At 45.0% G+C, this 10,860-nt stretch carries 12 protein-coding genes; 11 read left to right on the forward strand and 1 reads right to left on the reverse strand.

Annotation, left to right across the window (positions count from 1 at the left end):
- The 11 genes from ACMJ0U_RS01000 to ACMJ0U_RS01050 all read left to right on the forward strand — a co-directional run.
- A partial coding sequence (locus ACMJ0U_RS01000; protein WP_417127560.1) for a MotA/TolQ/ExbB proton channel family protein occupies positions 1 to 761 on the forward strand: 761 nt, incomplete at its 5' end.
- A 65-nt stretch (positions 762 to 826) separates the two neighbouring features.
- The gene (locus ACMJ0U_RS01005) at positions 827 to 1,432 is read left to right on the forward strand and encodes an ExbD/TolR family protein (protein ID WP_417127562.1); all 606 of its coding nucleotides are present in this window, start codon (positions 827 to 829) and stop codon (positions 1,430 to 1,432) included.
- Between the two features lie 14 nt (positions 1,433 to 1,446).
- The gene (locus ACMJ0U_RS01010; RefSeq protein WP_417127564.1) at positions 1,447 to 2,106 is read left to right on the forward strand and encodes an ExbD/TolR family protein; all 660 of its coding nucleotides are present in this window, start codon (positions 1,447 to 1,449) and stop codon (positions 2,104 to 2,106) included.
- Positions 2,107 to 2,123: 17 nt separating this feature from the next.
- The gene (locus ACMJ0U_RS01015) at positions 2,124 to 2,942 is read left to right on the forward strand and encodes an energy transducer TonB (RefSeq protein WP_417127566.1); all 819 of its coding nucleotides are present in this window, start codon (positions 2,124 to 2,126) and stop codon (positions 2,940 to 2,942) included.
- A 12-nt stretch (positions 2,943 to 2,954) separates the two neighbouring features.
- Positions 2,955 to 3,896, forward strand: a complete 942-nt coding sequence (locus ACMJ0U_RS01020) for a PstS family phosphate ABC transporter substrate-binding protein (RefSeq protein ID WP_417127568.1) — start codon at positions 2,955 to 2,957, stop codon at positions 3,894 to 3,896.
- Between the two features lie 16 nt (positions 3,897 to 3,912).
- A complete protein-coding gene (locus tag ACMJ0U_RS01025) occupies positions 3,913 to 5,346 on the forward strand; it encodes a tetratricopeptide repeat protein (RefSeq protein WP_417127570.1) in 1,434 nt (477 codons plus the stop codon).
- Positions 5,347 to 5,391: 45 nt separating this feature from the next.
- Positions 5,392 to 5,913: a hypothetical protein gene (locus ACMJ0U_RS01030; RefSeq protein WP_417127572.1), complete on the forward strand. Its 522-nt coding sequence runs from the start codon at positions 5,392 to 5,394 to the stop codon at positions 5,911 to 5,913.
- The gene (locus ACMJ0U_RS01035) at positions 5,897 to 6,541 is read left to right on the forward strand and encodes a DedA family protein (RefSeq protein ID WP_417127574.1); all 645 of its coding nucleotides are present in this window, start codon (positions 5,897 to 5,899) and stop codon (positions 6,539 to 6,541) included. Before ACMJ0U_RS01030 ends, ACMJ0U_RS01035 begins: the two co-directional genes overlap by 17 nt.
- Complete coding sequence (locus ACMJ0U_RS01040) at positions 6,538 to 7,185, forward strand: DUF47 domain-containing protein (protein WP_417127576.1); 648 nt, start codon at positions 6,538 to 6,540, stop codon at positions 7,183 to 7,185. Before ACMJ0U_RS01035 ends, ACMJ0U_RS01040 begins: the two co-directional genes overlap by 4 nt.
- A 14-nt stretch (positions 7,186 to 7,199) precedes the next feature.
- A complete protein-coding gene (locus tag ACMJ0U_RS01045; protein WP_417127578.1) occupies positions 7,200 to 8,207 on the forward strand; it encodes an anion permease in 1,008 nt (335 codons plus the stop codon).
- A gap of 139 nt (positions 8,208 to 8,346) precedes the next feature.
- Positions 8,347 to 9,999, forward strand: coding sequence for an AMP-binding protein (locus ACMJ0U_RS01050; protein ID WP_417127580.1), 1,653 nt, complete (start codon positions 8,347 to 8,349; stop codon positions 9,997 to 9,999).
- 347 nt (positions 10,000 to 10,346) lie between these two features.
- On the opposite strand, the gene ACMJ0U_RS01055 is transcribed toward ACMJ0U_RS01050, so the two are convergent.
- Positions 10,347 to 10,860: transposase (locus tag ACMJ0U_RS01055; protein ID WP_417127582.1), on the reverse strand; the 514-nt coding region annotated here is incomplete at its 5' end.

The raw sequence follows: 10,860 nt of genomic DNA on the forward strand, positions 1-10,860 counted from the left end.
CTGGTTTAGTTATCATCGTATGTTTTATTGTAGCTATAGGTATCTATCATTTTGTATTTGGAAACCCGGCGAATTTCATGAACAATGACCCTAATAATCATCCGCTTCCAGGTAACATGTTAGGTACTATTTACAAAGGGGGAATCATTGTACCTATTATTCAGACACTCTTGCTTACAGTACTTACGTTAAGTGTAGAACGCTATTTTACCCTTCGTGCATCTTTTGGAAGAAGTAAACTGTCCAAATTTGTAGAACAGATTAAAGATGCCTTGAACAAGGGAGACATGGAAAAAGCGCAGGAATTATGTGACAAACAGCGTGGTTCAGTAGCAAATGTAGTAAGTTCTACTCTTCGTAAATACCGCGAAATGGAGCAGAGCAATGAACTGACCAAGGAACAAAAAATCCTTGCTATACAAAAAGAGCTGGAAGAAGCTACCGCACTTGAACTTCCCATGATGCAGCAGAACTTACCTATCATTGCCACTATCACTACTTTAGGAACCTTGATGGGATTGTTGGGTACCGTAATTGGTATGATCCGCTCATTTGCCGCACTTTCTGCCGGAGGAGGAACAGACTCTGTAGCGTTATCTACTGGTATTTCTGAAGCCTTGATTAATACGGCATTTGGTATCTTGACTGGTGCATTAGCCGTTATTTCCTATAACTATTACACCAACAAGATAGACAAGCTGACGTATAGTCTTGACGAAGTAGGTTTCTCCATTGTGCAGACTTTTGCCGCTACTCATTAATTCTGTTCACCTGAGGTCTTCCTCGTGCAGACAGAAACAGAGGTTTCATTTAAAAAATTCCGACTATGAGTAGAGCTAAAATCCAGAAGAAAAGTATGTTCATCGACATGACAGCCATGAGCGATGTAACCGTGCTACTGCTTACTTTTTTCATGCTGACAGCCAGTTTTGTAAAAAAAGAGCCTGTGCAGGTTGTCACTCCTGCATCAATCTCAGAGATAAAGATACCCGAAACGAATATCATGTCCATTCTGGTGGACCCCGAGGGCAGAATCTTTATGAGTCTTGACAAGCAAACTGACATGGCAGCTACACTAGAAGCTATGGGAAAGGAATATGGACTTACGTTTACTCCGCAAGAAATAAAGAAATTTTCATTGTTTCAAACCTTCGGAGTGCCGATGAAGAACATGAAATCTTTCCTTGCCCTTAGCACAGAGCAGCAGGACCGCACTTTAAAGAACCAGGGAATCCCTTGTGACAGTATTGACAACCAGTTTAAGGCCTGGGTACGCAATGCGCGTGCTACGAATCATGACTTGCGCATTGCCATCAAGGCCGACCAGCAAACTCCATACGCGGTCATAAAAAAAGTGATGAACTCTCTTCAGGATCTTAAGGAGAACAGATACAATCTGATTACTTCTTTAAAGTCTGGCCCTGAAGAATAAAAAACAGAAAGAATATGGCTGAAATTCAAGAAAACAACAATAAGGAAAAGAAAGGCAACAAACAGAAAAAAATGAATATTCGTGTAGATTTCACCCCCATGGTCGACATGAATATGCTGCTGATAACTTTCTTCATGCTGTGTACTTCACTAAGCAAACCGCAGACGATGGAAATCAGTATGCCTTCCAATGACAAAAACATCACCGAAGAGCAGCAAAATAAAGTCAAGGCCTCCCAGGCACTGACTTTATTACTGGCCGAGGACGGAAAGCTTTATTATTATGAAGGTGAACCGGACTACAAGAACTATGCTTCGCTAAAGGAAACTACTTACGATGCCGGCGGATTACGTAAATTATTGCTTAGTAAAAACTACGAAGCAGTCAAGAAAGTGCGTGAACTTAAGGATAAGAAAGCAAGACTTGAAATCACCGAAGAGGAATGTAAGAAGGAAATTGCCAGCGTGAAATCGGGGAAAGACACTCCTACCGTCATCATCAAGGCCACTGACAAGTCGACTTATAAAAACCTGATAGACGCACTGGATGAAATGCAGATTTGCAGTATAGGGAAATATGTGATTGTTGACATTACAGACGGAGACCGTTTCCTGATAGACAACTACATTTCTCAAGGCGGGTTAAGTCAAAATGTGACAGACAAGAATGTATAACTTTAAAAAAGGAAAAAATGTCAAAGGTTGATTTAACTTCTTTGGAATGGTGCGAACTCATTTTCAAAGATAGAAATAAAAGTTACGGTGCCTACAAAATGCGCCGTGATCTGGGAAGGCGACAGACAGCCTCTTTGGTTATCGTTACAGTTGTGGCATTTGCCGGATTTACCCTGCCCCGTCTTATAAAAATGGCTATGCCGGAGCAGAAAGAAGAGATGGTAGAAGTGACCCAACTTTCCGCATTGGAAGAACCGGAAATAAAAGAAGAAGCTATAAAGAAGGTGGAGCCTATCGCACCTCCCCCTCCGGCTCTCAAGAGTACCATCAAGTTCACGGCACCGGTCATCAAGAAAGATGAAGAAGTGCACGAAGATGATGAACTCAAAAGCCAGGAAGAGCTGACACAAACCAAAGTACAAATATCCATTGCCGACGTAAAAGGAAATGATGAGCTGAATGGTAAGGATATTGCCGACCTGCAGGAGGTCATTACTCAAGCGCCGGAAACCAAGAAAGAAGAACCCTATACGATGGTGGAACAGATGCCTCAGTTTCCTGGAGGTCCTGCGGAGCTTCTTAAATACATTGCCCAAAATCTGAAATATCCCGTTGTGGCACAGGAAAACGGCATACAAGGAAAAGTCATTCTGCGTTTTGTCGTTAATGCACAAGGGCATGTGGAAGATGTCAAGGTACTCCGCTCGCTGGACCCTTATTGTGATAAAGAAGCAATACGTGTGGTAAAATCGCTGCCGCAGTGGATTCCCGGAAAACAGAACGGGCGTAATGTGCCGGTTTACTATACCTGTCCCATCGTTTTTAAATTACAGTAATTGCCAAAGTGTATGAAAAAGAAATTAATGCTATATCTGTTGTGTATGCTCATACTCTCTGCCTGCACTTCCTCTGGAAAGGGAGATAAAGAGGAAACTTTGTATTCGGGAACAATCCGGATTGCCGTAGACGAATCGTTCAAACCCATTATGGAGGAAGAACTGCAAGTCTATCAGGCATTGACTCCGGAAGCTTCAATTATCCCGATTTATTGCAGTGAAGTGGAAGCCGTCAACCTGCTGTTGAAAGACAGTGTGCGACTGGCAGTCACCAACCGCCGGCTGACAGAAGAAGAATTGATTTCTTTTCATACACGTAAATTCTTTCCGGAATCCATTCGGATGGCTTTGAGCGGAGTTGCACTGATTACCCATCGCAGTAATCCAGATTCACTGATTACGGTAGAAGATTTCCGGCGCATTGCAACCGGTGAAATCACAGAATGGAAAGAGTTAAATCCAGATTCAAAGCTGGGCCGCCTGCAAGTGGTGTTCGATAATCCTAACTCAGGAACCGTACATTATGTCATTGACTCTATTTGTCATGGGAAGCCGCTTTCCTCTTCTTTGAACGCACGGAAAAGCAACGAAGAAGTGATTGACTATGTGGCTGTTACTCCCGGTGCCATTGGAGTGATTGGTGCCAACTGGATAGGCAACAAGGCGGACACGACACGGCTTTCTTTCAATCAGAAAGTGAGAGTGATGGCAGTGTCTGAAAGCCGAAAAGCCACTTCTGAAAACAGTTTCAAACCTTATCAGGCATATCTCGCCTTGAAAAACTATCCGCTCACCCATGAAGTGTATATCCTTGTCAACGATCCGAAAGGAGCACTTCCTACAGGATTGATGACGTTCCTGACCGGAGAACGTGGCCAACGGATTATCCTCAAGTCGGGACTGGTGCCAGCCACACAGCCTGTCCGGATTGTAAACGTAAAAGATGATTTCTAATTTTAACGAGCAATTTATGATGAAAAATAAAGTTTTATGCCTTGTATGCTGCGGGATGATATATTCCGCTTCATACAGCTTTGCCCAAGAAGCACTTACTGCTGAATCCAGCCGGCAGATAGCACAGATAGCAGCCGGCATCAATGAAAAACCGGAAGTAGCTGCCAAAGAGTTCGGCGAACTGCTGAAAGGAAAGAACAAGAAAAACATCTCCTTACTGGTCGCTGTCGGCAATGCCTATCTGGCCCATAACTGCCCGGACGAAGCACAAGCTTATGTGGACTGTGCCATGAAAATAGATTCCAAATCAGCACCGGTATACATGCTGGCCGGCGACATTGCCTTGTCAAAGAAGAATGTGGGCACGGCATGCGGATATTACGAGCAAGCCATTTTGTTTGATGCAAATTGCTACGATGCCTACTACAAATACGCACGTGCCTACATCGGGGTGAACCCTCAGCTCTCTATTGACATGCTGACAAAACTGAAGGCAAATCATCCCGAATTGCCAGACGTGAACCGGGAACTGGGCAATGCGTACTATCAAGCCGGGAATTATGGCAAGGCCAAGTCTGCTTACGATGAATTCATGCAACAAGGCGCTCCCGATGCACAAGACTATGGCCGCTATGCCATGCTGCTATATTTAAATAAAGACTATGCGCAATCACTGGAAGCTGTAGAGAAAGGACTCGCCACAGACAAGGACAATCACCTCCTGAAACGTCTGCGTATGTACGATTTGTATGAGATAGCTTCCTATAAAGAGGGGCTTGAAGCTGCCGATGCTTTTTTTGACCGTCCCGACGGAAGCGACTATGTCTACCTGGACTTCCTGTATCGCGGACGCCTGTCGCTGGCGGGTCAGAAAAATGACGAGGCAATGCAATGGTTTGAAAAAGCTCTCGAAGCAGATGCGGCACATGAGCATCCGGAAATTGCCAAGGAAGCGTCTGCCGCTCACGAAAAACTACAAAATTATCCTGAGGCTATCCGCCTGTATCAGGTTTATCTGGACGGACTGAAAGGAAAGACGGAGGTAAGCGACATGTTTTTGATGGGCAGACTATATTACATGGCAGCCGGAAGCAGTACCGTCGGTGAAACCGAAAAAGAAGCTTATCTAAAAAAAGCCGATGAGATATTTTCAGAAGTTTCCCAGCGTGTACCAGACAATTATCTGGGTTACTTCTGGAGGGCACGAACCAATGCCATGGCCGACCCTGAAAGTACGGAAGGACTGGCCAAACCTTATTATGAATCGGCTCTGACTTTACTGGAAAAGAAAGCGGACGCTTCCAAATCGGTTGTTATCGAATGTGAGAGTTACCTGGGGTATTATTATTTCCTGCAAAAGGACTATGAAAAGTCTAAAGAATACTGGAACAAGATTCTACAGTTAGATCCTGAGAACGCAACGGCCAAGCAGGCTTTGCAAGGATTATAAATTGCCGGGGTACTTAATTTATTATCAACAACAAAAACGAAATTTATGGAAACCTTTAATTTGTCACAGTCATATCCCACTCAGGATATACGGAAACGTACCAGCTTTCTCACCATAGGCCTTTCAATTTGTTTGCTGGCTGCCGGCATCAGCCTGTTTTTCCTGCCGGGAAGCAAGTCGGAATCCAATATTGATGCGCTGAGAATTGTGGTCGGAAGTTTGCTGGCAGGCATCTCATTCTATTGCCTGAGTTTTCGGGCTTGTTATCAGGCTTATGCAGGAACAGGTAGTATGATGTGCAGAAAAAGCCTGACATTCAGAAAAGACCAGTTTCATTGCCTGAGGAAATACCTGGCAGACTATTGTGACCTGCCCGCTCTTCCGGCAGAAGAGTCACGGTTATATTTGCTGGTTGTTCATTCAAAAGATAACCAATACACAGCTTTCCAGGTGCTGACCTACACTTCTTTCTTGTATGAACCAGTCATGGAACTTTGTTGCCTGAAAGGGGAACAATCTGCCACATTCATGAAAACCCTGCGCACGACACATGGATTTCTTTGTTGATATATTCCTGCATATAGACCAGCATCTGATTACACTCGTGCAGGAGTATCACGGATGGACATATGCCTTGCTGTTTTTAATTATTTTCTGTGAAACCGGACTTGTAGTCCTGCCGTTTCTGCCCGGAGACTCTCTTTTGTTTGTCTCCGGTGCAGTGGCATCACTTCCGGGAATGCCGTTGGAAATCAGCTTGCTGATACTGGTCCTTTTTTCAGCAGCCGTGCTTGGCGATTCTTGCAATTACCTGATGGGACATTCTTTCGGGAAAAGACTGTTCAGCAAGCCGGACTCAAGGATATTCAGGCACAGCCATCTGGAGAAAACACATCATTTTTTTCAAAAATATGGCGGGAAAACCATTATCATTGCCCGCTTTGTTCCCGTTGTCCGCACTTTTGCACCGTTTGTGGCAGGAATGGGACGTATGAGCTATTACACATTTATGATTTACAATCTCGCCGGGGCACTTTTCTGGGTCTCTCTTTTCTGCATGGCAGGTTATTTTTTCGGGAACATCCCTTTTGTGCAGCAGAACCTCGAACTATTTCTGATAAGTATCGTACTGGTTTCACTTTGCCCAGCCCTCATTGAATATATACGAATAAAAAATAAACAGACAGCAGTATGAAAAATTCTCTGTTAAATCGATTTATACCCAAAGAAAGCAAGTTTTTTCCTTTATTAAAGCAATTGTCGCAAACTGTGCTCAATGCTTCCAGAATATTAATTGACAGTATAGAACATGATGCACCGGAAACACGGCAGGAATACTACCGTAAAGTGAAGGAGGCCGAAAGAGAAGGCGACCAGATGACTCAACGGATTTTCATGGAACTTGGTCAAACCTTCATCACTCCTTTTGACCGGGAAGACATACACGACCTGGCTTCTTCCATCGATGACGTGGCTGACCGGATTCACAGTGCATCCAAGCGAATTGCCATTTACAACCCCCGTACCATTTCAGCCAGCGGGCAAAAACTGGCAGTGCTCATACAGCAGGGAGCCTCGCTCATCTGCAAGGCTATGGACGAGCTGGAAACTTTCAGCAAGCATCCGTCCAAGCTGAAAGAATACTGCCAGCAACTTCATGAGATAGAGAACCGGGCAGATGAAGTCTACGAACTGTTTATCATGCAGCTGTTCAATGAAGAAACCGACTGCATCGAACTAATCAAGACGAAGGAAATCATGCAGGAACTGGAACGGACGACAGATGCTGCCGACCACGTAGGAAAACTCCTGAAGAACATTATTGTAAAATACGCCTGAAAAATCTATTGCACATGGAATTACTTATTGCCATCATTGTGCTGGCCCTGATCTTTGACTATATCAATGGTTTTCATGATGCAGCCAATGCAATAGCCACCATTGTTTCTACCAAGGTACTGACTCCGTTCCAGGCCGTAATCTGGGCTGCATGTTTTAATTTTATGGCGTTTTTCATCGCCAAATACCTCATCGGTGATTTTGGTATTGCCAACACCGTGTCAAAAACGGTTCATGAGCAATACATTACTTTACCCATCATTTTGTCGGGAGTAATTGCAGCCGTTATCTGGAACTTGTGGACCTGGTGGAGAGGAATACCTTCTTCCTCATCCCACACACTTATCGGCGGGTTTGCGGGAGCTGCCATCACTGCTCACGGGTTGGGCGCCATTCAGGGTGGAATCATCCTGAAAATCGTGATTTTTATCTTTCTGGCTCCTGTCATAGGCATGTTTGTGGCATTTGTGTTTACCCTGATTGTACTCAACCTGTGCCGCAAGGCTCATCCTCACACAGCTGAGAAATGGTTTAAAAGGCTGCAGTTACTCTCATCTGCCCTGTTCAGCGTCGGACATGGCTTGAACGATTCACAGAAAGTGATGGGCATCATTGCGGCTGCCCTGATAGCAGCTCATTCTCAAGGCATTGGCATGGGCGTGAATTGCGTAGCCGACTTGCCCGACTGGGTTGCTTTTTCCTGCTTTACTGCAATCTCACTGGGCACCATGTCGGGAGGATGGAAAATAGTGCGCACCATGGGAAACCGGATTACCAGAGTTACCCCGTTGGAAGGCGTCATTGCCGAAACTGCCGGCGCGTTTACCTTGTATTTTACGGAGTATCTGAAAATTCCGGTAAGCACCACTCACACCATATCAGGAGCTATCATCGGAGTGGGTGCCACGCGTCGCCTGTCTGCGGTTCGCTGGGGGGTTACCCGAAGTTTGATGACGGCCTGGGTGCTTACAATTCCGGTAAGTGCAGCGTTGGCTGCCATTGTCTATACGCTCATTGGGTAATCTGTTTTTCGGAGATGAATAAGGCAGGAAGAATAGCATAAATAGCTGATTTTAGTAAAAAAAGGGATTTTCATAGAGGTAATTCTATTAACTTTTATTATTTTTGCGCACATTGTGTCACACATTGTGCAATTTAAAGATGGAAATACAAGACAGTTTTATACAACTTGTTGAAGAAAGCATCCGCGCCAACTGGGACCGTGATGCGCTGACAGACTACAAAGGAGCTACGCTGCAATACAAAGACGTAGCTAGAAAGATAGAGAAAATGCATATCCTGTTCGAACATGCAGGAATCCAGAAAGGGGATAAAATCGCGCTGTGCGGGCGCAACAGTGCCAACTGGACAGCCACTTTTCTTGGCGTCGTTACTTATGGCGCAGTAGCAGTTCCTATTCTTCACGAATTCAAGGCCGACAACGTACATCATATTGTCAACCATTCGGAGGCACGCATGCTTTTCGTTGGCGATCAGGTATGGGAAGAATATAATGAGGTGGCCATGCCTAATCTGGAAGGTATTATCGAACTGAAGAATTTTGATTTGGTGGTATCTCGCTCGGAAAGGCTTACGTACGCACGTGAGCACCTGAACGAGGAATTCGGGAAGAAATATCCCTGCCGCTTTCGTGCCGAGCAGGTATCTTACCGTCGGGAAGACCCGGAAGAACTGGCCGTCATCAACTATACTTCAGGTACTACCGGTTATTCAAAAGGGGTCATGCTGCCTTACCGGAGCATCGTTTCAAACATCATGCACATTGACCAGAAGGTGGGACTGAAACCGGGCGACAGCATTGTGTCCATGCTCCCGCTGGGACATATCTTCGGACTGGTGTTCGATTTTCTTTACGGTATTACCAAAGGAGCGCACCTGTGGTTCCTGACCCGTATGCCGAGTCCGAAAATCATTGCAGAATCGTTTGCCGTAATCCGTCCGCGCGTCATTGCCTGCGTACCGCTGATTGTGGAAAAGATTTTCAAGAAGAACATTCTTCCGAAGGTGGACAACAAGCTCGGGAAGCTGTTGCTGAACCTGCCTATCATCAGCGATAAGATTAAGGAACAGATTCGTCAGCAAGCCATGGAGGTGTTCGGCGGAAACTTTATCGAAATCGTAATCGGAGGCGCACCGTTTAACCCTGAGGTAGAAGCCTTTCTGCGCAAAATCAACTTCCCCTACACCATCGCATACGGTATGACGGAGTGTGCTCCGCTTATCTGCCACAGCCGATGGGACGAGATTCTGTACACTTCATGCGGAAAGACTGTGTCTAACATGGAAACCAAGGTGCTTTCGGAAGATCCTGCACGGATTCCTGGTGAACTGGTGTGCCGGGGTATGAACGTCATGCTGGGATACTACAAGAATGAGAGTGCTACTGCCCAGACCATTGACAAGGATGGCTGGTTGCATACGGGCGACATGGCTATAAAGGATGAGGAAGGAAATATTTTCATCAAAGGCCGTTGCAAGAACATGCTGCTCACCGCTTCCGGACAGAACATCTATCCGGAAGAAATTGAGGCTCGCCTGAACAACATGCCTTACGTGAACGAGTCGCTGGTGATTCTGAAAGAGAACAAGCTTGTGGCGCTGGTTTATCCGGACAATGAGGATGCGTTCTCGCAGGGAATGAACAAGAAGCAGCTGGAGGAAGCATTGGAGCAGAACCGTATTGAACTGAACAAGCTGCTGCCGGCTTACTCGCAGATTACGCAAGTGAAACTTTATCCGGAAGAGTTTGAAAAGACTGCCAAGAAGAGTATCAAACGCTTCTTGTACCAGTAAAAACGGACATAAAAAAACGCCTTTGCGTTTCCGAACAAACGCAAGTGCATTTCAGATAAAACGCAAGGACGTTTCAAGTAAAACGTCTTTGCGTTTTGTTTTAAACGTAAAAGCGTTTTAGTTGAAACGTCCTTGCACTGTGAAGTGTACTGAATTTAGTTGACAGGTTAATAATTAAAATCATATATAGGTTTACACCTTTTCGTATTAAAACCTGATAAGGTTTTCACTTTTACAAAGTTACACCTAAAAAGGTTTACACCAAACTTTGTATGACAAAAAAACTCACCGCTCGGGGAGCACCGTGTGGCAAGGGGCGGGAGCCCCCGTCCCGGGAAGTACATCCGTCAGCTTTGTCTGTAATCCATAAGCGGATTCATACTTCTTCCTGTCAGGATTTCCATCGGAGTTTTCATACCGAGCGCCTTATGTGGCCTTGCCCTGTTATACATATCAATGGACTTATCTATAACTCTGCTTACCTGTTCAAAGTTCAAATCACCGTCATTGAAGAACCATCCGTTCTTTATTGTATTGTTCATTCTCTCAGCCAGTGCATTATGAAGCGGATCACCTGTCTGCGTCATGCTGATTCTTATCCTGTTTGATTTTAGAAGGTCTGTATATGCTTTTGAAGCATACTGTACCCCTCTGTCCGAGTGATGTACCATTCCTTCTATATCAATCCCATAGGAATGATATGTTTCAATAGCCTGATTTATAGCCTTTAGAGGGCCCTCCACCTCAAGTGTCCTGGTCAGTGAATATCCAACGATAAACCTGCTGTAGGCATCCGTTACCAGTGAAAGGTATGCAAACCCTTCTGTGGTGTAGATATAGGTTATGTCACATACAACAAGA

The organism is Phocaeicola sp. (assembly GCF_048170425.1).
GTDB lineage: Bacteria > Bacteroidota > Bacteroidia > Bacteroidales > Bacteroidaceae > Phocaeicola.